This window comes from Cellulomonas sp. P2_B4, from assembly GCF_056404795.1.
The window spans coordinates 88,065-107,114 of the sequence record NZ_JBFUDI010000013.1 but is presented as its reverse complement, the minus strand read 5'-3'; the positions used below and the strand labels follow the sequence as shown (position 1 = coordinate 107,114).

Here is a 19,050-nt window from a genome sequence, read left to right as displayed (position 1 = left end):
CGCATGCCCGGTCCTGTACCCGCCCAGGGGTCCGCCACGCGCCTGCTCGTCCTCGGCTGCGTGCGCATCTTCCAGCCCGTGCACGGCTACTTCCTGCGCCGCGAGCTGGTGAGCTGGGACATCGAGCGCTGGGCCCGGATCCACCCCGGATCCATCTACAACGCGCTCAAGACGCTCACCCGCGCCGGGCTGCTGGCCGAGATCGAGACCCCGGCCGGCACGCGCCCGCAGCGCACCACCTACGTGATCACGCGCGAGGGCGACGAGGAGTTCCTCGCCCTCGTGCGGGCGGGGCTGCTGGAGGTCGAGGACCTGCAGGTGTTCCTCACGGCCGTGAACATGGCCTACGCGCTCCCGCGCGACGAGGTGGTCCGTGCGATCCAGACGCGGATCGGCCTGCTCGAGGACCTCCTGACCGAGACGACGGGGTCGATCGACTCGATCCTCGACGCCAAGGACACCCCCGACACGGCGAGCGAGGTGCCCCGTCTGCTGTCGGCGCACGTCCGGGCGGACATCGCCTGGGCGCACGAGTACCTCGGGCGCCTGCGGTCGGGTGCGTACGCGTTCTACGGGGAGCCGCCGCTCTGGACACCGACGCCCGAGCAGGTCGAGGCCGCCCGGCTCGCCGGCGTGGGTCCCGGGGTGCTCCTCGTCGAGCAGCAGGGTCACGGCCTCGATCTCGGCCTACTGAAAGACACGTAATAGTCAAGGTTGACGAGTAATAGTCAATCTTGAATACTGAGGTCTCCACCCGAAGGAGACCTCGCATGATCCATGCCCGCGGCCTGGCCCGCACCTACAAGACCCGACGAGGGGACGTGGACGCCGTGCGCGGCGTCGACCTCGACGTCGAGGCCGGCGAGATCGTCGGCTTCCTCGGCCCGAACGGCGCCGGCAAGACGACGACGCTGCGCATGCTCACCACCCTCCTGCGCCCGACGCGCGGCGAGGCGACCGTCGCCGGTGCCGACCTGCGCCGCGACCCCGGCACCGTGCGACGCCGCATCGGCTACGTCGCCCAGTCCGGGTCCACCGCCTCCGAGGCCCGCGCCGGCGAGGAGGTCGTCGACCACGCCCTGCTGTACGGCGTCGAGCGGTCCGTCGCGGTCGCCCGCGGCCGGGAGCTGTTCGGACAGCTCGAGCTCGACGGGCTCTGGGACCGCAAGGCCGGCTCCCTGTCCGGGGGCCAGCGCCGCCGCCTCGACATCGCGCTCGGGCTGATCCACACACCCCGGCTCGTGTTCCTCGACGAGCCGACCACCGGTCTCGACCCGCAGGCCCGCGCCAACCTCTGGACGCACGTGCGCGGCCTGCGCGACACCCGCGGCAGCACGGTCTTCCTCACCACGCACTACCTCGACGAGGCCGACGCGCTGTGCGACCGGATCCTCGTGATCGACAGCGGCCAGATCGTCGCCCAGGGCAGCCCCGAGGAGCTCAAGCAGCGGGTCAGCGGCGACGCGATCGTCCTCACCGCCGCCCTGCCCTCGGACGTCGCCCGCATCGCGACGGTCGCCGCGCAGCTGCCCGGCGCCACGGCACCCGTCGTCGACGGCTCGATCGTCGAGGTGCGCGTCCCGCAGGGTCGCACCCAGCTCGCCGGACTGCTGCGCGCCCTGGACGCCGACGGGGTCGAGATCGACGGCGTCGAGCTGCGCCGCCCGACCCTCGACGACGTCTTCCTCACCCTCACCGGACGCTCCCTGCGGGACGGCGAACGCCGCGCCGACGGCGCCGACACCACGGACGGAGCCGCAGCATGACCACCACCGAAGCACCGGCGATCCTCGACGAGCAGACCGGCCGCTCGACGTTCCTGCGGGACACGAGCACCGTGTTCCGCCGGGCCATGCGCATCTCGCTGCGCAACCCCGTCTGGTCGGTCATGGGTCTCCTGCAGCCCGTGCTCTACCTCTGCCTGTTCGGTCCCCTGCTGGAGCCGATCGCCGGGCAGCTCGGCGCCACGAACTCCTACCAGATGTTCGTCCCCGGACTGCTCGTGCAGCTGGGCATGTTCGGCGCGCTGTTCGTCGGCTTCGGCCTCATCGGCGAGTGGCGCGACGGCGTGATCGAGGCCGAGCGCGTCAGCCCCGCCCCCCGCGCCGCGCTCGTGCTCGGCCGCGTCACCCGTGACGTCATCGTCGTGTTCGTCCAGGGCGTCGTCCTGTGCTCGGTCGCGTTCCTGTTCGGGCTCGAGGCGCCGTTCTGGGGCGTCGTGCTCGGCATCGTGACCGGCGCCCTGCTCGCGGCCGCGTTCGCGTCGGCGTCCTACGCGATCGCGCTGACGCTCAAGAGCGAGGACGCGCTCGCCCCGCTCATGAACGGCATCGCCCTGCCGCTGCTCCTGCTGTCCGGGATCCTGCTGCCCATCACGGCCGCGACCGCCCCCGCGTGGTTGAACACCCTGTCGAACCTCAACCCCGTCAAGCACGTCGTCTCGGGCATCCGTGCCCAGTTCAACGGCGACTTCGGCACCCCGACGGCGGTCTGGGGCGTGGTGATCACGATCGCGCTGGCGGCGCTCGGGATGTGGTTCGGCGCGCGGACCTTCAAGCGCGAGGACGGCTGAGCCACGGCCCGGGTCGCGACGAGGCTGTTCGGCGCGCGGACCTTCAAGCGCGAGGACGGCTGAGCCACGGCCCGGGTCGCGACGAGGCTGTTCGGCGCGCGGACCTTCAAGCGCGAGGACGGCTGAGATCCATGAATGCGAAAGGCCGCGCTCCTCGTCGGAGCGCGGCCTTTCTGCGGGTCAGTCGACCGTGCTGGTCACTCGACGCCGAGCAGCACCTCGACGGCCCGCGCGAAGAACGCGTCGACCGGCGGTTCGGCGTAGGCGTTGCGGCCCTTGCGGCGGCGGAACGTGGCGGCACGCACCTCGGCGGCCGCGAGCGGCGCACCGGTGTCGAAGTAGGCGACGAGGCGACGGCACAGCTCGTCGACGTCGGCGGGCTCGTAGCCCTGCTGACGACGCTCGGGCGGGGCGAACCGGTCGCCGTCCGGCCGACCGAGGCGGCCGTAGAGCGTGCGCGCCTGCTCGCTCAGCTTGGCCATCCACGCCTGTTGCCCCTGCGTCGACACGTACTCGGCACGCGCCCGGGCGACGAAGGCCGCCTCGAGCCGGTCGAGCGCCGCGTCGACGGCCGCGGTCACGTACCCGCCGCGCACCATGTCGAACGCGACCCCACGCACGTCCTTGCTGGACAACGCGGCGGCCGGTCCCTGCTCGTACACCGCCCTCGCGTGGGCGAAGAAGTCGTCGACCTCGTCCGGGTCGTAGCCCTGCTTCAGACCGGAGACGGTCCGGAACATGCCGTCGCTCACTCGTCCTCCTCTGCTGCGAGCTGGCCGCAGGCACCGTCGATCTCACTGCCGCGCGTGTCCCGGATCGTCGTCGGGATGCCGTGCGCACGCAAGCGTGCCACGAACTCCTGCTCGACCTGCGGATCGCTCGCCGTCCACTTCGAGCCCGGCACCGGGTTCAGCGGGATCGGGTTGCAGTGCACCCAGCCACGCCCGCGCTGGTTGAGCAGCTCGCCGAGCAGGTCCGCGCGCCAGGCCTGGTCGTTGATGTCGCGCATCATCGCGTACTCGATCGAGACGCGTCGGCCGGTGGCCACGAAGTAGCGGTGCGCCGAGTCGATCGCCTCGGCGACGGACCAGCGCGTGTTGACCGGCACGAGCTCGCTGCGCAGCTCGTCGTCGGGCGCGTGCAGGGACAGCGCGAGCGTCACCGGGATGCCCTCGCCGGCCAGCTTGTTCATCGCCGGGACCATGCCCACCGTCGAGACGGTGACGTTGCGGGCGGACATCCCCAGGCCGTCGGGCGTCGGCGCGACGAGGCGCCGCACCGTCTCCATCACCGACTTGTAGTTGGCCAGCGGCTCGCCCATGCCCATGAAGACGACGTTCGTCAGCCTGGTCGGGCCGCCCGGCACCTCGCCGTCGGCGAGCATGCGGCCGGCCGCCCGGACCTGCTCGACGATCTCGGCGGTCGACAGGTTGCGCGTGAGCCCCATCTGGCCCGTCGCGCAGAACGCGCACGCGAGGCCGCAGCCGGCCTGGCTCGAGATGCACAGCGTGGTGCGGTTCTTGTAGCGCATCAGCACGGACTCGACCTTGGCGCCGTCGAACAGGTGCCAGAGCGTCTTGACCGTCGTGCCGTGGTCGGCCGTCATGGTCTTGTGCGCGGTCAGCAGGCGCGGGAACAGCCCCTCGACCAGCTTGTCGCGGGTCGCCTTCGGCAGGTCGGTCATCGTCGCGGGGTCGTTCGACAGGTGCGTGAAGTAGTGCGTCGCCAGCTGCTTGGCGCGGAACGGCTTCTCCCCCAGCTCCGTGACGGCCTCGATCCGCTGCTCGGGCGTGAGGTCGACGAAGTGCTTGGGTGGCTTGCCCCGAGGTCCCCGGCTGGGCGAGGACAGGTCGAGGCGGACGGGTGTACCGGTCATCGGTACCCCCTCTCGGGTCGGGCTGGCGGCGGTGGCCGCGCGAGGAAGAAGACGAGCTGTCAGGCGGCGGGCTGCAGGACCGCCAGGACGACGTAGACCGCGGGGACGGTCAGCAGGAGGGAGTCGAGCCGGTCGAGCAGGCCACCGTGACCGGGGATGAGCCGGCCCATGTCCTTGAGCTCCAGGTCGCGCTTGAGCATGGACTCGCTCAGGTCGCCCAGCGTCGCCGTCACGACGGTGGCCAGCCCCAGGAACACGCCGACGAGCGGCTCACCGTCGAACGCGACCTGCACGCCCACGACGCCGACGACGCACGCCAGGACGATCGACCCGAGCAGACCCTCCCAGGTCTTCTTCKGGCTGACCGACGGCGCGAGCGGGTGCTTGCCCAGCAGGACACCGACCGTGTAGCCGCCGGTGTCGTTGGCCACGCAGAGCAGGATGAACAGCATCACGCGCGACGGCCCGTCGGGCTCCGCGAGCATGAGCATGACGAACCCGGCGAGGAACGGCAGGTACGCGGCCGCGAACGTCCCGGCGGTCACGTCCCGCAGGGCCGACTGGCCGCTGCCGTCAAGCACGCGCCAGACGACGACGCCCCCGACGGTGAGCATGAACGACACGAACAGCGCCTCGGGTCCGGCGGTGTACGCCGACACGAGGATCCCGATCGCGCCGACCAGCAGCGGGAGCAACGGCAGGTGGATGTCGCGGCGCGTGAACGCCTGCGCCAGCTCCCACAGGCCCGCGCAGACCGCGATGATCGCCAGGACGCCGAACGCTTCCTTGCGGATGAACAGCGAGGCCACCACGAGGACGAGCAGGCCGACACCGACGACGATCGCGACCGGGAGGTCGCGACCCGAGCGCGGCGTGCGGGTGGTGGCGATGGCTGTGTCCGTCATCAGACCTCGAGCAGCTCGCTCTCCTTGGACGAGAGGAGCTGGTCGATGAGGTCGACGTGCTTCTTGGTCAGCGCCTCGAGCTCCTTCTCGGCACGACCCACCTCGTCCTCACCCGCCTCGCCGTCCTTGACGATGCGGTCCAGCTCCTCCTTGGCGCGACGACGCACGTTGCGCACCGAGATGCGCGCGTCCTCGGCCTTGGTCTTGGCCAGCTTGACGAAGTCCTTGCGACGGTCCTGCGTCAGCGCGGGCAGGACCACGCGGATGACGTTGCCGTCGTTGGTGGGGTTCACCCCGAGGTCGGAGTCACGCAGGGCCTTCTCGATCGCGACCGTCGACGACTTGTCGAACGGCGAGACGAGGATCGTGCGCGCCTCGGTCACGTTGAAGGACGCGAGCTGCTGCAGGGGCGTCGGGCTGCCGTAGTAGTCGACGAACACCTTGGAGAACATCGCGGCGTTGGCGCGGCCCGTGCGGATCGTCGAGAAGTCCTCCTTGGCGACCTCGACGGCCTTGTCCATCTTCTCTTCAGCCTCGAAGAGGGTCTCGTCGATCACCGGAGCTCCTTCGTCGTTCGTGTCGTTCGGCCTGCGCCCGGGTGGGGTTCAGCTGGCCGTGATCAGCGTGCCGATCTTCTCACCCTGCAGGGCCCGCGTGACGTTCCCGACCTCCTCGAGGCCGAACACGCGCATGCGGACGTCGTTGTCGCGGCACAGGCTGAGCGCCGAGCCGTCCATGACCCCCAGGTCGTTGACCAGGGCGTCGGTGTAGGTCAGGTGGTCGAGCTTCACGGCCGTGGGGTCGGTGCGCGGGTCGGCCGAGTAGACGCCGTCCACGCCGTTCTTGCCCATGAGGACCTCGTGGCAGTGCGTCTCGAGGGCGCGCTGGACGCTGACGGTGTCGGTGGAGAAGTACGGCATGCCGGCGCCGGCGCCGAAGATGACGACGCGGCCCTTCTCGAGGTGCCGGATGGCGCGCAGCGGGATGTACGGCTCGGCCACCTGGCCCATCGTGATCGCCGTCTGCACGCGGGTGCTCACGCCGGCCTGCTCCAGGAAGTCCTGCAGCGCCAGGCAGTTCATCACCGTGCCGAGCATGCCCATGTAGTCGGCGCGGGCACGGTCCAGACCGCGCTGCGAGAGCTCGGCGCCGCGGAAGAAGTTGCCACCGCCGACGACGATCGCCACCTGCACCCCGGCGCGGACGGCCACCGCGATCTCCGCGGCCACCCGCTGCACGACGTCCGCCGCGAGGCCGATGTCGCCGCCGCCGAACGTCTCGCCCGACAGCTTGAGCAGGACGCGACGCTCCGGCTCGGCCCCGCGCACGGGACCCGGGTCCTGGCTCACGTCGTCTCCTCGCAGCTGTTGGGTGCGGCGTCCGCCGCCTGGTTGCGACGGTGGCCCCGACCCAGTCGGATCGGGGCCACCGTTGCGCTCACAGGTGTCAGGCTCCCACGCGGTAGCGCACGAAGCCCGTCAGCGTGCCGCCGGCCTCGGAGAGGACCTGGGCGACCGTCTTCTTGTTGTCCTTGGCGAACGCCTGCTCGAGCAGGACGTTCTCCTTGAAGAAGCCGTTGAGGCGGCCCTCGATGATCTTCGGCAGCGCGGCCTCGGGCTTGCCCTCGTTGCGCGCCGTCTCCTCGGCGATGTGGCGCTCGTTCGCGACGACGTCGGCCGAGACCTCCTCACGCGTCAGGTACGTCGGCGAGAACGCCGCGATGTGGGTCGCGATGTCACGGGCCACACCGGCACCGGCCGCGTCGGTCGCCACGAGGACGCCGACCTGCGGGGGCAGGTCCTTGCTGACCTTGTGCAGGTAGACCTCGACGTGCTCGCCGGCCACGCGGGCCAGACGACGCACGACGACGCGCTCACCCAGGGTGGCGGCCGTCTCGTCGACGATGTTCTGCACGCTGGAGCCGTCGACCTCGGTGGCCAGCAGCGCGTCCGCATCGCGGGCCGGGCTGTCGACCGCGGCCGCGAGGACGCGGTCCGCCAGGGCGACGAAGTTCGGGCTCTTGGCGACGAAGTCGGTCTCGGAGTTGATCTCGACGAGCACGCCCGTCTGACCCTCCCCGTCGGCCGTCGGGCCGACGTGCGCGACGACGAGGCCGTCGGAGGCCGCGCGTCCCTCACGCTTGCCGACGCCCTTGAGGCCCTTGACCCGGATGAGCTCGAGCGCCTTGTCGGAGTCGCCCTCAGCCTCCTCGAGCGCCTTCTTGACGTCCATCATTCCGGCACCGGTCTTCTCGCGCAGCGCCTTGATGTCTGCGAGCGAGTAGTTCGCCATCAGTCGTGTCCGTTCTGCTTGTGTCGTGATGATCGAGCGGGGATCCGGCCGCCTCGCGGCGGCCGGATCAACTCACTTGGCGTCGGTGTCGCCCTCGGCCTGGGCGTCGGCCTCGGCGGCCTCCTCGGCAACGGCCTCGGCGACGACCTCCTCGGCAGCCTCGACGGCGACCTCGGCCTCGACGCCCTCGGCGACGAGCTCCTCGGCGATGGCCTCGACAGCGGCCTCCTCGACGACGGCCTCCGCGATCTCCTCGGCGGCGATCTCCTCGGCGACCGCCTCGGCGATCTCCTCGACGACCTCGGCCGCGACGGCCTCCTCGGCAGCGTCCTCGGTGGCCTCGGCCGTGGCCTCGGCGGCCAGGCCGGCCTCGGCACCGGCGAGCAGCTCGCGCTCCCACTCGGCCAGCGGCTCGGCGTCGGCGTCGGCGCCCTCGGCGGCCGCGGTGCGACCCGAGTGACGCTTGAGCAGACCGTCGGCCGCGGCGTCCGCGATGACGCGGGTCAGCAGCTGCACGGCGCGGATCGCGTCGTCGTTGCCCGGGATCGGGTAGTCGACGACGTCGGGGTCGCAGTTGGTGTCGAGGATCGCGACGACCGGGATGCCGAGCTTGCGCGCCTCGTTGACGGCGAGGTGCTCCTTGTTCGTGTCCACGATCCACACGGCCGAGGGGACCTTGGCCATGTCGCGGATGCCGCCGAGCGTCTTCGCGAGCTTGTCCTTCTCGCGGCGCAGGACGAGCAGCTCCTTCTTCGTGAGGTTCGAGCCCGCCACGTCGTCGAAGTCGATCTGCTCGAGCTCCTTGAGGCGCTGCAGACGCTTGTGCACGGTGCTGAAGTTGGTGAGCATGCCACCGAGCCAGCGCTGGTTGACGTACGGCATGCCGACGCGGGCGGCCTGGTCGGCGACCGGCTCCTGCGCCTGCTTCTTGGTGCCGACGAACAGGATGGTGCCGCCGTGGGCGACGGTCTGGCTGACGAAGTCGTACGCGCGGTCGATGTAGGACAGCGACTGCTGCAGGTCGACGATGTAGATGCCGTTGCGCTCGGTGAAGATGAAGCGCTTCATCTTGGGGTTCCAGCGGCGGGTCTGGTGTCCGAAGTGGACACCGCTCTCGAGCAGCTGGCGCATGGTCACGACGGCCATGGCACGTCCTTCCGGCGCGCACCGCGAGGTGCACGCGTCAAAGGCGGACCCGCGAGGGATCCGCATCTCGGTTGTCGGCTCCGACCATGTGGTCGTCGCCCCTGGCGCCATGTCGTCGTCCGCTCCGGCAGCTGCATCGGGTGACCGTGTGCAAGATGCCGGACCGCTGCGGAGATCGACCCCGACCTGGTGCTCGCCCGACCCCGGAGGGCACGAGCGGGTTCCCGGAAGGGAGGATGACGCGCGAAGTCGACCGGTACGGACCGGTCGCGAGAACAGTTTAGCGGATGGCGGCAGCAGCTCCGAACACCGGGGGCCGAGCCGTCCCCAGCCCCCCGGCGACGCGGATCCGCCTCCGGTCGGCGACGCGCCCGACGTGCCGGTCGCTCCCGGAGGCCAGGGTGGCGACATGACCAGGACCTCGCCGCGACCAGCGCCGCACGTCCGGCTCGCGCCGACCGTCGCGGTCGCCGTCTGCGCGCTCCTCGCGCTGGTGCTCCTGGGCGTGCTCGGCTCGGCGCTGCCGGCGGCCTCCGGACCGGTACCCGTGCGCGCGTCCGAGTCCTACGGCCTGCCGCTGGCCGGCGCGCCCGACGTCGCGCGGCGGTTCGAGGCGCCTGAGCAGGCGTGGTCGGCGGGGCACCGCGGGGTCGACCTGCGCTCGGTCGTGGGTGCCGAGGTGCTCGCGCCGGCGGACGGTGTCGTGGCGTTCGCGGGATCCGTCGCGGGTCGCGGCGTGCTGACCGTCGCGCACCCGGACGGTCGGCGGTCGAGCCTCGAGCCGGTCGGCGCCTCGGTGCTCGTCGGGACGCGCGTGGCACGGGGCGACCCGGTCGGCACCGTCGAGGCTGCGGGCTCGCACTGCGCGCCGCGAACCTGCCTGCACTGGGGCGTGCGGGAGGGCGCCGAGTACGTCGACCCGCTGGGCCTGCTGCCCGGTGCGGGACCTGTGGTGCTGCTCTCGTCGGGAACGCGTCCCGCCGGAGGTCAGACGCGCTCGGCGTCCATGAGGCGGGTGCGCAGCCGGACCATCGCGGCCGTGTGCATCTGCGAGATCCGCGACTCGGTGACGCCCAGGACGCGACCGATCTCGGCGAGGGTCATGCCCTCGTAGTAGTAGAGGACGACGACGATGCGCTCGCGCTCCCCGAGACACTCGATGGCACGGGCCAGCAGGAACTTGGTCTCGGCCGCCTCCAGCGAGCCGGCAGGGTCCAGCGTCCGCTCGTCGCCGAGGGTGTCGCCGAGCGAGACGCCGCCGGGGCGGTCCTCGCCGCCGCCGAGCAGCTCGTCGAGCGCGGCGACGTTGACGGTGGAGAGCTGGGAGTAGATCGCACGGAGGTCCTCGACCGGCATCTCGAGGTGCAGGGCGACCTCGGCCTCGCTGGGCGTGCGGTGCAGCTTGGCCTCGAGCTCGGCGTAGGCGCGGTCGACGGAGCGGGCCTTGGTGCGGACCGAGCGCGGGACCCAGTCCATGGCGCGCAGCTCGTCGATGATGGCGCCGCGGATGCGGGAGGAGGCGTAGGACTCGAACTTCACCGCACGGTCGGTCTGGTACTTCTCGATGGCGTCGATGAGGCCGAACATGCCGTAGGAGACCAGGTCGGCCTGCTCCACGGTGCTCGGCAGCCGCATGCCCACGCGGCCGGCGACGGCGTTGACCAGGGGCGCGTAGTGCAGGATCAGGCGCTCACGGGCACGAGGCGCGGAGGTCGCCTTGTACTCCTCCCAGAGGGCGTCGATGTCCTCGCCGGTCCGGCTGGGCGCGGAGGCTCCACGCTGCGTCGGGACCTCGGCAAGCAGCTCGGCCGCGGACGCGCGCGGCTGCGGGATGACGCCCTCGGGCGCAGTACCCGTGAACCGCGTGTGCACGTTGTATGCGGCATCCAGCTGAGTGGTCATCGTCGACTCCGTTGTGTCCGTCATGCTCGGGGGTGCGCCTGCTGGAACGCCGATCGCAGACGCTCGGCGGAGACATGTGTGTAGCGCTGCGTCGTGGCGAGGCTCGAGTGACCGAGGATCTCCTGGACGCTGCGCAGGTCCGAACCGCCTTCGAGAAGGTGGGTCGCTGCGGTGTGACGCAGTGCGTGGGGCGCGACGTCGTCGACGCCTGCCAGTGCGGCGGCCTGGTGCACGACCGCGCGCGCCTGGCGCTGGTCGAGGCGTCCGCCGCGGAGGCCGAGGAACACGGCCTTCGGGGAGTTGGGCTGTGCGAGCTGCGGGCGACCGCGGTCGAGCCAGGCGCGCAGCGCCAGCTCGGCGGGGCGGCCGAAGGGCACGACCCGCTCCTTGTCGCCCTTGCCGACGACGCGGATGGTGCGCTCGGACGGGTCGGCGTCGGCCAGGTCGGCACCGACGACCTCCCCCACGCGGACGCCCGTGGCGTACAGCAGCTCGAGCAGCGCCCAGTCGCGCAGGTGGATCGCGTCGTCGTCCTCGGCGCGCTCGCCGGCCTGGTCGAGGAGCTGGGTGACCGGCTCGACCCGGAGCACGGTCGGCAGCGGGGAGGCCGCGCGGGCCGTCGCCAGGCGCAGGGCCGGGTCGGTCGCGACGAGCTCCGAGCGCGTGGCCCATGCGAAGAACGTCCGGACGGCCGCACCGCGGCGGGCCAGGGTGGAGCGGCTGCGCCGAGCCGTCGCCATGGAGGCGAGCCAGCCGCGCAGCATCGCGAGATCAATGTCCGAGAGCGTGACCGCGCCGTGGCGGGAGGCATATCCCAGGAGCTGGTCGACATCGCCCAGATAGGCGCGGACGGAATGCTCCGAGAGGCCGCGCTGGGCGGTCAGGTGGTCCGAGAACGCAGCAAGGATGCTCGCCCGGCTGGGCGTCCCTGTGGTGATCTCGGCCACGTTCATGGCCCCTACGGTGGCGTGAAACACAGCCGGGAACAAGCGCGACTTTCACACCTACGGCCTAATCCTGGGCGATTCCGGGGTCAATGTCCGATTCGTCGAGCGCGTATTGGACCGGTGTCCGATTTTTTCACCCCCTGCAGGACTCACCCCCGAAACTCACTCCTTTGCCATCGGCGAGTCCGCTGGACATTTGGCACTATGAACTTTCGGACATCCTGCTCAGAAGCCACCCGTTGCCCCGGCGAACTGCCCATCCGTCGAGCTCCAGAATGCCCAGGGCTGCCCCTGCCTCCACCCTGGAGATACCCGCCGCGGCGGCCACCCGCTCCACCTCGACCGCCGACCGGCGCGGCAGGGCGTCGAGGACCCGGCGCGCCACGGGGTCCAGGTGGTCGGTCGCGCGGACCGCACCGGCGTCGGCGGCCTCCTCGCCGGGGGTTGCGGCCGAGCCGGTCAGCCCGGCGAGCTCACCGACCTCGTCGGCGTCCGTGACGCAGACCGCGACGCCGTCCCGGAGCAGCCGGTGGCAGCCGGCGGACGCGGCCGACGTGACCGGTCCGGGCACCGCCCCGACCGGTCGTAGCAACCTGGCCGCATGGTGGGCGGTGCTCATCGCGCCGGACCGCCAGGCCGCCTCGACCACGACCGTCGCCTTGCCGGCCGCGGCGATCAACCGGTTGCGCTGCAGGAATCGGCTCTTGGTGGGCAGGCTCTGCGGCGGCACCTCCGCCACGAGCGCCCCGCCGGCACCGACCACCGCCTCGAGCAGCCGGGCGTTGCCGGCGGGGTAGGCGCGGTCCACGCCCCCTGCGAGGACCACCACGGTCGCGCCGTCCCGCGCGACGGCACCCCGGTGCGCCGCCGCGTCGATGCCGTACGCACCGCCGGACACGACGCACACCCCGCGGCCGGTCAGGCCGTCGGCGAGGTCGAACGCGACCCGCTCGCCGTAGGTGGTCGACGCCCGCGACCCCACGACGGCGACGGACCGCGTCAGCACCGCCCGTAGGTCGGGCTCCCCGCGGACCCAGAGGCAGAACGGCCCCTCGGCGCCGAGATCGGCCAGGCCGTCGGGCCAGCGCGGGTCCGTCGGCACGAGCAGCACGCCACCGAGCCGCGCCAGCTGGTCCCCGCTGCGGGCAGCGTCGACGTCGGGGAGGCGCCCGGACCAGCGGGCGACGGCTCGGGCGATCCGCGCCCGCACGTCCGGAGCGAGAGTCCCGCACCGCTCCTCGAGCGCTCGCCAGTGCATCTCGGAGCTGCCTCCGACGCCGGAACGGACCCAGTCGAGGGCGTCGGACGCACCGAGCTGCTCGACCAGGACCCCGGCGACCGGGTCACCGGGCTCGACGAGCGCGCTCCAGGCCATCCGCGCGAGCGCGTCCGCCTCGTCGGCGCTCATGCGCCGTTCCCGCGCGTGCGCAGGAGCAGCGCACGCCCGACGTCGGATCGCCCGGGCGCCGCCCGACCCTCGAGGTCCGCCAGCGTCCACGCGACCCGCAGCACCCGGTCGACCCCGCGCAGACTGAGCGTGCCTCGGTCCAGCGCCCGGTCGAGGTCGCCCATCAGAGAGCGGTCGGGGCCCAGCCGCGCACGTAACCAACCGCCCGGGACCTCGCCGTTCGTCCGCCAGGGCGTGCCCTCGAGCCGGTCCGACTGCGCTCCACGGGCAGCCAGGACCCGGGCGGCGACCAGAGAGGTCGACTCCCCCGCGGTCGACCCGGCCCGCGCCGGGCCGAGCTCCACCTGCAGGTCCACGCGGTCCAGCAACGGCCCGGAGAGCTTGCCGAAGTAGCGGCGCCGTTGCTCGCTGCGGCACGTGCACGCGAGCCCCTTGCCGACCGCCTGGCCGCAGGGGCACGGGTTGGCCGCCAGCACCAGCTGGAACCGCGCCGGGTAGCGCGCGGTGCCGGCGGCCCGGTGCAGGACCAGCTCGCCGTGCTCGAGCGGCTGGCGCAGGGTCTGCAGCACCGCGGTGCTGAACTCCGGGGCCTCGTCGAGGAACAGCACGCCGCGGTGCGCACGCGACGCGGCGCCGGGACGCGGCACCCCGGAGCCGCCGCCGATCACGCTGGCCGGCGTCGCGGTGTGGTGCGGGTCCTCGAACGGCGGTCTCCGGAGGAGTCCCTCCCCCGGGTCGAACGCTCCGGCCACGGAGTGCACGGCGGTCACCTCGACCGCGTCGGCCTCCGACAGATCGGGCAGGAGCCCGGGCAGGCGGGCGGCGAGCATGGTCTTGCCGGTGCCGGGCGGCCCCACCATGAGCAGGTGGTGACTGCCCGCCGCGGCGACCTCGAGGCACGCGCGGGCGTCCTCCTGGCCCACCACGTCCGCCAGGTCGAGCGCGGCGAGGCGCGGGCGCAGCTGCACGGCCTCGGGCTCGACCGCGGGCAGCGCGGGGACCGCGACGTCGGCACCGTAGCTCGCGGCCACCTCTGCCAGGCTGCGCGCACCGACCACCTGGGCACCCGGCACGAGCCGGGCCTCGGCCACGTTGGCCTCGGCGACGACCACGCGACGACGCCCTGCGGCGACGGCTGCGGCGACCGCAGGGAGCACGCCACGCACGGGCCGCAGCCGCCCGTCCAGACCGAGCTCGCCGAGGTGCACGACTCCCTGGGGGCCCGCCGGGTCGACCACCTCGGCACCGGCGAGCGTCGCGACGGCGATCGCCAGGTCGAAGCCCGACCCCGACTTGGGCAGGGTGGCGGGCGAGAGGTTCACGGTGATCCGCCGGTTGGGCCACGCCAGGCCCGACGAGGTCACGGCGGCACGCACGCGGTCCCGCGACTCGGCGAGCGACGCGTCCGGCAGGCCGACGAGCGTGAATGCCGGCAGGGACGGCGCCAGGTGCGCCTCGACGTCGACGACGTGCCCGGTGAGCCCGACGAGGGCGACGCCGAGGGTTCGGCCGAGCACCACCTAGACCACCCCGACCAGGTGGTCGACCTGCGCCGCGCGGCCACGCAGGAGGAGGACCGCGATCACGTCGACCCGGACCGAGCTCGGGTGCACGTCGTGCACGGCGAGCCACTGGGCCGCGAGCCGACGCACCCGCGCGAGCTTCACGGCGGTGACCGCCTCGGCCGGGTGCCCGTACGCGGTCGACCGACGGGTCTTGACCTCGACCACCACGAGCTCGTCGCCGTCGAGCGCCACGAGGTCGAGCTCACCGTCGCGGCACCGCCAGTTGCGCTCGAGCACCTGCCACCCGCGGCGACGCACGTGCGCCTCCGCGACGTCTTCGCCGTACCGCCCCACTGCGTCCTTCGCGCGCACCGGACCACCTCCGGGCACGACGCTTCCAGCCGGGACGTGGCAGGAACGGCCGGTCCCGGCCAGGAGGTCCGCGCAGGGGCTGGGGGCGGCTCAGCGCGCGAAGCCGGCGCTGCCCCCGAGGTCGAGCTCGGCCTTGGCCAGCTCCTCGACGTTGACGTCCTTGAACGTCACGACCCGCACCGACTTCACGAACCGCGCGGAGCGGTAGACGTCCCACACCCACGCGTCCGCGAGTGACAGCTCGAAGTAGACCTCACCGGCTGCCGACCGCACCTGCAGGTCGACCTGGTTGGCCAGGTAGAACCGGCGCTCGGTCTCGACGACGTAGGAGAAGAGCCCCACGACGTCGCGGTACTCGCGGTAGAGCGCGAGCTCCATGTCGGTCTCGTAGTTCTCCAGGTCCTCGGCACTCACGCGCCCATCATCCCCCATCGCACGACGCTCGCCCGACCGACGCCGCTCAGTCGACCTCGACTCCCGGCAGCCGCCACGAGCGCCGGTGCAGGACGCTCGGTCCGAGCTCGCGCAGCGCCGCCATGTGCTCGGGCGACGCGTAGCCCTTGTTCTCGTCCCAGCGGTAGTGCGGGTGCTGCGCGGACAGGTCGACCATCATCGCGTCGCGCTCGCACTTGGCCAGGACGCTCGCGGCGGCCACGCTCGCGCACGTCCGGTCGGCCTTGACCCGCAGGTGCACGCGCGGTCCGGCGACCAGCGGCTCGTCGTCGAGCGAGAACAGGTCACCCTGGGCCGGACGGCTGAGCCAGTCGTGCGAGCCGTCGAGGAGCACGACGTCCACCGGGCCGACCACCAGAGCGACCGTCTCCAGCGCCCGGGTGCCCGCGAGGCGCAGGGCGGCGATGATCCCGACCTCGTCGATCTCCGCCGCGCTCGCGTGCCCGACCGCCCGGGCGACGCCCCACCGGCGCAGAGGAGGCAGGAGGGCGGTGCGCGCCGCCGGCGTCAGCAGCTTGGAGTCGGCGACCCCGCGCGGGGCGGAGCGCGTCGAGACGTCCACCACGACGACGCCGACGCTGACCGGCCCGGCGAGCGACCCGCGGCCCACCTCGTCCATGCCCGCGAGGAGGCGGGCGCCGTCGCGCAGGAGCAGCCGCTCGTTGCGCAGGTGCGGCGGCGTGCGGGGTGCCGACGGTCGGGGCGCCGCGGTGCGCGGCGTCGCCGGACGGTCGGCGGTCGTGGTCACGACGGGGGTGGCACGTCCGCGAACGTGCTGCTCGGGTTGCGCAGGAGACCGAAGCGTTCGAGCGGCCACACGGTGACGAACGCGGTGCCGACGACGTTCGAGATCGGCACGGAGCCGCCGCCCGGGTTGCCCTGGTGGAACCGCGAGTCCGCCGAGTTCTGGCGGTTGTCGCCCATCACCCAGATGCTGTCCGGCGGCACCGTGATGTCGAACTGGAGCTCGCTCGGCATCGCGCCCGCGGCGAGGTACGGCTCGTCGATCGGCACGCCGTTCACGGTGATCGGCTCGCCAGGTCCGGCGCAGGCCACGCGGTCGCCGGGCAGCCCGATCAGCCGCTTGACCAGGTGCTCGTTGGCGTCCGCGGGGTACAGGCCGATGAACGTCAGGAAGTTGTTGATCCCGGATCGGACGGGGCCAGGATCCGGCACGACCTGCTCCTGGAGCCAGCCACCCGGGTCCTTGAACACGACGATGTCACCGCGGCGCAGGTCGAAAGGGCCGGGCGTGAGCTTCGAGACGAGGATCCGGTCGTCCTCGATCAGGGTGTCGTGCATCGACTGGCTCGGGATGAAGAACGCCTGCACCAGGAAGGTCTTGACCAGCAGCGACAGGACGATCGCGCTGACGAGGATGATGACCGTCTCACGCAGGAGCGAACCGGCTCCGCCGTGCCGCCGGGGGGCCGCGTGGCGACGCGGGCTGGACGACGCCGGGGTCGAGGGCGGGACCTCCCCGAACGGGACGACGGTCTCTCCCGCCGTCGCGGCCGTCGCGGGCGCAGCCGAGCTCACCTGGCCCGGCCAGGCCGTCGGACCCGCGTCGATGCCGAGCTCGTCGGCGGGTCGGTCGGTCACCCGCACACTCTCGCACGTGGAGTTGTGATCCGCGTACACGACGGATGTCCGACGACGCGAACGGGCGGCCACCGTGAGGTGACCGCCCGTCGACGAGTGCTGGGAGCGCTGAGCGTCAGGCCTTCTTGGCCGGGACGAAGTCGCGCTTCTCCTTGATCTTCGCCTTCTTGCCGCGCAGGTTGCGCAGGTAGTAGAGCTTGGCGCGACGGACGTCACCGCGGGTGACGACCTCGATCGACTCCAGGCTCGGGGAGTGCACGGGGAAGGTGCGCTCGACGCCGACCTGGAAGCTGACCTTGCGGACCGTGAAGGTCTCGCGGACGCCGCTGCCCTGGCGCGCGATCACGACGCCCTGGAACGCCTGGATGCGGGAGCGCGTGCCCTCGACGACCTTGACGTTGACCTTCAGGGTGTCACCGGCGCGGAAGTCCGGGATGTCGGAGCGCAGCGATGCTGCATCGACGGAGTCGAGCGTGTGCATGTGATGTTCACTTCCTCGCCCTGCCACAGGTCAGGAGCGTCGTCGGGACGTCTCGGCCCGCCCGCGAGGGCAGGAACCGGCGTCCGTGGGCTCATGGTCGTGCGCGTCCGGGAGACATCTCCCAGGTGGCCGTTGATCGTCTCCCCTGTGGCAGAGACGCAGCCTGCGCGCACCAACGGGCAAGTCTGCCACACGCAGGGGTGCAGCGGTAAATCAGAGGGGCAGTTCAGCCCGGACGAGCCGACCGTGCCCGGGCACCCACCCGAGGTCCGCCAGCACGCGCAGGTCGTGCGCGTCGAGCTGGTCGAGGGGCAGAGCGGCGACGAGGTCCGGCCGGCGCGCGGCGGTGCGCTCGAGCGCGGTGTCCCGACGCCAGCGCGCGATCTTCGCGTGGTGCCCCGAGAGCAGCACCTCGGGCACCTCGAGCCCGGCCCAGGCGGGTGGCTTGGTGTAGACGGGGTACTCGAGCAGTCCAGCAGCCCCGTGGGACTCCTCGACCAGGGACTCGGGGTTGCCGACGACGCCCGGGAGCAGGCGTCCGACGGCCTCGACGACGACCAGGGCCGCCACCTCGCCGCCGTTGAGCACGTAGTCGCCGATCGAGAACTCGGTCACGGTCACCCCGGGACGCCCGCGGTAGTGCTCCGCCACGCGCGAGTCGATCCCCTCGTACCGGCCGCAGGCCAGCACGAGGTGGCTCTCGCCGGCGAGCGCCTCGGCGGTCCGCTGCGTGAACGGCTCCCCCGACGGCGTCGGCACCAGGAGGTGCGCGCCCGGCGTCAGGACCTCGTCGAGCGCGTTCCCCCAGACGTCCGGGCGCATGACCATGCCCGCGCCGCCGCCGAACGGGGTGTCGTCGACCGTCCGGTGCCGGTCCGTGGTCCAGTCCCGCAGGTCGTGCACCCGCAGGTCGAGCAGCCCGGACGTCCGGGCCTTGCCGACGAGCGAGAGTTCGAGCGGGCTGAGGTACTCCGGGAAGATCGAGACGACGTCGATGCGCACGTCAGTCGTCGGCCCCGTCGTCGTCCGACGCGCCGACCGTCTCCTCGGAGACCACCAGGTTCGCGGCGTCGGAGGCGAGCAGACCACCGGGCGGGTCGAGCACCACGCGCCCGCCCGCGACGTCGACGACCGGCACGATCACGCGGACGAACGGCACGAGCGTGCGCGTGCCGTCGGGCTCGCGCAGGACCAGCATGTCGTGCGCCGGCAGGTGCTCCAGACCGATGATCTCGCCGAGCAGCGAGCCGTCGACGTGCTCGGCGCGCAGCCCTGCGAGCTCGTGCGGGTACCAGGCGTCGTCCTCGTCGGAGACGTCCTCCTCGACGACGAGCTCGGTGCCACGCATGGCCTCGGCCGTGGTGCGGTCGTTGATCTGCGCGAACGTCACGTACCAGCGACCCTGCTGGACCCGGGTGCTGACCACCGTGAGCGGACCGCGCGCAGCCGGCTCGGTCTGCAGCTGCGTGCCGGCGCCGAATCGGTCCTCGGGGGTGTCGGTGCGCAGGTCGAGCGCCACCTCACCGCGCAGGCCGTGGGCACGGCCGATCCGCGCGACGGTCAACAGCATGGGAGTCCTTCCAGAGGTG

General features: G+C 72.3%; 21 protein-coding genes and 1 pseudogene. 4 read left to right on the top strand and 18 right to left on the bottom strand.

The genetic code is table 11. The annotated features are described in order from the left end of the window. Positions 1–3: 3 nt before the first annotated feature. The 3 genes from AC1DZC_RS18310 (at position 4) to AC1DZC_RS18300 (ending at position 2,572) form a co-directional block, all read left to right on the top strand. Entirely contained in the window at positions 4–705 is a 702-nt protein-coding gene (locus tag AC1DZC_RS18310) for a PadR family transcriptional regulator (RefSeq protein ID WP_477044248.1), read from the top strand. A 65-nt stretch (positions 706–770) separates the two neighbouring features. After that, positions 771–1,766 carry an ATP-binding cassette domain-containing protein gene (locus AC1DZC_RS18305; protein WP_477040841.1) on the top strand — a complete coding sequence of 332 codons (996 nt, stop codon included), beginning with the start codon at positions 771–773 and terminating at the stop codon, positions 1,764–1,766. Beyond that, entirely contained in the window at positions 1,763–2,572 is an 810-nt protein-coding gene (locus AC1DZC_RS18300; RefSeq protein ID WP_477040842.1) for an ABC transporter permease, read from the top strand. The genes AC1DZC_RS18305 and AC1DZC_RS18300 overlap by 4 nt, the downstream gene beginning before the upstream one ends. 197 nt (positions 2,573–2,769) lie before the next feature. Here the strand turns inward: AC1DZC_RS18300 and AC1DZC_RS18295 are convergent, their stop codons facing one another. The 7 genes from AC1DZC_RS18295 to rpsB all read right to left on the bottom strand — a co-directional run bounded on the left by AC1DZC_RS18295 (position 2,770) and on the right by rpsB (position 8,791). Then, positions 2,770–3,324 (bottom strand): DivIVA domain-containing protein, encoded by a 555-nt coding sequence (locus AC1DZC_RS18295; RefSeq protein WP_477040843.1) that lies wholly within the window; start codon positions 3,322–3,324, stop codon positions 2,770–2,772. Next, positions 3,321–4,448 (bottom strand): dual-specificity RNA methyltransferase RlmN, encoded by a 1,128-nt coding sequence (gene rlmN, locus AC1DZC_RS18290; RefSeq protein ID WP_477040844.1) that lies wholly within the window; start codon positions 4,446–4,448, stop codon positions 3,321–3,323. Before rlmN ends, AC1DZC_RS18295 begins: the two co-directional genes overlap by 4 nt. Before the next feature lie 59 nt (positions 4,449–4,507). Continuing rightward, entirely contained in the window at positions 4,508–5,353 is an 846-nt protein-coding gene (locus tag AC1DZC_RS18285; protein ID WP_477044247.1) for a phosphatidate cytidylyltransferase, read from the bottom strand. Next, a complete protein-coding gene (gene frr, locus AC1DZC_RS18280; protein WP_477040846.1) occupies positions 5,353–5,910 on the bottom strand; it encodes a ribosome recycling factor in 558 nt (185 codons plus the stop codon). Before frr ends, AC1DZC_RS18285 begins: the two co-directional genes overlap by 1 nt. A 48-nt stretch (positions 5,911–5,958) precedes the next feature. Further along, positions 5,959–6,702 carry a UMP kinase gene (gene pyrH, locus AC1DZC_RS18275; protein WP_477040847.1) on the bottom strand — a complete coding sequence of 248 codons (744 nt, stop codon included), beginning with the start codon at positions 6,700–6,702 and terminating at the stop codon, positions 5,959–5,961. Between the two features lie 97 nt (positions 6,703–6,799). Continuing rightward, entirely contained in the window at positions 6,800–7,645 is an 846-nt protein-coding gene (tsf, locus tag AC1DZC_RS18270) for a translation elongation factor Ts (protein WP_477040848.1), read from the bottom strand. A 72-nt stretch (positions 7,646–7,717) separates the two neighbouring features. After that, positions 7,718–8,791, bottom strand: a complete 1,074-nt coding sequence (rpsB, locus tag AC1DZC_RS18265) for a 30S ribosomal protein S2 (protein WP_477044246.1) — start codon at positions 8,789–8,791, stop codon at positions 7,718–7,720. On the opposite strand from rpsB, the pseudogene AC1DZC_RS18260 reads away from it, so the two are divergent. After that, positions 8,679–9,701, top strand: a pseudogene (locus AC1DZC_RS18260) (M23 family metallopeptidase); the annotation flags it as partial. The gene rpsB and the pseudogene AC1DZC_RS18260 sit on opposite strands and share 113 nt — an antisense overlap. 77 nt (positions 9,702–9,778) lie before the next feature. On the opposite strand, the gene whiG reads toward AC1DZC_RS18260, so the two are convergent. The 11 genes from whiG to rimM form a co-directional block, all read right to left on the bottom strand. Further along, complete coding sequence (whiG, locus tag AC1DZC_RS18255; RefSeq protein WP_477040850.1) at positions 9,779–10,693, bottom strand: RNA polymerase sigma factor WhiG; 915 nt, start codon at positions 10,691–10,693, stop codon at positions 9,779–9,781. A 20-nt stretch (positions 10,694–10,713) separates the two neighbouring features. Further along, on the bottom strand, positions 10,714–11,646 hold the full coding sequence (locus tag AC1DZC_RS18250) for a tyrosine recombinase XerC (RefSeq protein ID WP_477040851.1): 933 nt from the start codon (positions 11,644–11,646) through the stop codon (positions 10,714–10,716). Positions 11,647–11,842: 196 nt separating this feature from the next. Further along, the gene (gene dprA / locus AC1DZC_RS18245) at positions 11,843–13,048 is read right to left on the bottom strand and encodes a DNA-processing protein DprA (protein ID WP_477044245.1); all 1,206 of its coding nucleotides are present in this window, start codon (positions 13,046–13,048) and stop codon (positions 11,843–11,845) included. Continuing rightward, entirely contained in the window at positions 13,045–14,568 is a 1,524-nt protein-coding gene (locus AC1DZC_RS18240; protein ID WP_477040853.1) for a YifB family Mg chelatase-like AAA ATPase, read from the bottom strand. Before AC1DZC_RS18240 ends, dprA begins: the two co-directional genes overlap by 4 nt. Beyond that, positions 14,569–14,925, bottom strand: coding sequence for a YraN family protein (locus AC1DZC_RS18235; RefSeq protein WP_477040854.1), 357 nt, complete (start codon positions 14,923–14,925; stop codon positions 14,569–14,571). A gap of 90 nt (positions 14,926–15,015) precedes the next feature. Beyond that, complete coding sequence (locus AC1DZC_RS18230; protein WP_028047046.1) at positions 15,016–15,339, bottom strand: DUF2469 domain-containing protein; 324 nt, start codon at positions 15,337–15,339, stop codon at positions 15,016–15,018. A gap of 46 nt (positions 15,340–15,385) precedes the next feature. Next, complete coding sequence (locus AC1DZC_RS18225) at positions 15,386–16,126, bottom strand: ribonuclease HII (protein WP_477040855.1); 741 nt, start codon at positions 16,124–16,126, stop codon at positions 15,386–15,388. Beyond that, positions 16,123–16,980, bottom strand: coding sequence for a signal peptidase I (gene lepB, locus AC1DZC_RS18220; RefSeq protein ID WP_477040856.1), 858 nt, complete (start codon positions 16,978–16,980; stop codon positions 16,123–16,125). The genes AC1DZC_RS18225 and lepB overlap by 4 nt, the downstream gene beginning before the upstream one ends. Before the next feature lie 115 nt (positions 16,981–17,095). Next, on the bottom strand, positions 17,096–17,461 hold the full coding sequence (gene rplS / locus AC1DZC_RS18215; RefSeq protein WP_028047047.1) for a 50S ribosomal protein L19: 366 nt from the start codon (positions 17,459–17,461) through the stop codon (positions 17,096–17,098). Between the two features lie 213 nt (positions 17,462–17,674). Beyond that, a complete protein-coding gene (gene trmD / locus AC1DZC_RS18210) occupies positions 17,675–18,463 on the bottom strand; it encodes a tRNA (guanosine(37)-N1)-methyltransferase TrmD (protein ID WP_477044244.1) in 789 nt (262 codons plus the stop codon). 1 nt (position 18,464) lies between these two features. Continuing rightward, a complete protein-coding gene (gene rimM / locus AC1DZC_RS18205; protein WP_477044243.1) occupies positions 18,465–19,031 on the bottom strand; it encodes a ribosome maturation factor RimM in 567 nt (188 codons plus the stop codon). Positions 19,032–19,050: the final 19 nt, after the last annotated feature.